A 741-nucleotide genomic window follows, 5' to 3' on the forward strand; every position below is an offset into this window, starting at 1 on the left:
TCTGACCATTCATAGAGAAGAATTGGGACTAATGACAAAACTTATGGTCGAATTTTCTATGAATAATAAAAATGGAATTGTCTATATTGATGGCGTGGTTTATAAAAATAATGAGAAAGTAGGCACGATAAGTCGTAGAACCTTTTTTGATGTAACAGCGATTAATGATGATTTGTTATTAACATCGAAGAGAAACTGGGTGACTGAAACTAATAATGTGAATGAATCTTTATTTTCAGATCTGATGCTATCGAGGTTTTATTTAGTTGATGATCATCCCATGGCTGCTTTCTTCACTAAAAATCGTAACGGAAGTTATTATATTTCGACTAAAACAATGCCCTATGTGTACTGCTCTAAGGTTTTAAGAGATCGCTAGAGTTTAGCTTTTTAGAAATAGTGGTCTATTAGCATACTGAGGATATCATTGCTGGTCAGCCTCCTGTAAGTAACCCGTCAACGCCAACCACTCATTCCGGCATACTGATTATGTCCTCTGGAGGAGACAGCCATGTGCAAGCTCCATTATCTGTTAATGGTCTTTATGCAGTCTATTGGGGTTAGGGAACCTGAAAAGATGTCGGCCACAACGCTGGGCTATCTCAGGTAACTGACTTCAACACATAATCCCAATTGGTGGATTTAGCTGTCATGTTTCAAACATATTCGGACTGATATTCTGCATTGTCTGTGTTGAACAATACATTTAAGAGTGAAGTTAAATATATTTAAAATCAATAT

1 protein-coding gene is annotated in these 741 nt (G+C 36.4%); it reads left to right on the plus strand.

Annotated elements, in window-relative coordinates; all coding sequences use genetic code 11:
* A partial coding sequence (locus tag V1952_RS22265) for a hypothetical protein (RefSeq protein WP_420075599.1) occupies nucleotides 1-379 on the plus strand: 379 nt, incomplete at its 5' end.
* Between the last annotated feature and the right edge of the window lie 362 nt (nucleotides 380-741).

This window comes from Yersinia sp. 2542 StPb PI (assembly GCF_048593855.1).
GTDB classification, from domain to species: Bacteria; Pseudomonadota; Gammaproteobacteria; order Enterobacterales; family Enterobacteriaceae; genus Yersinia; species Yersinia enterocolitica_E.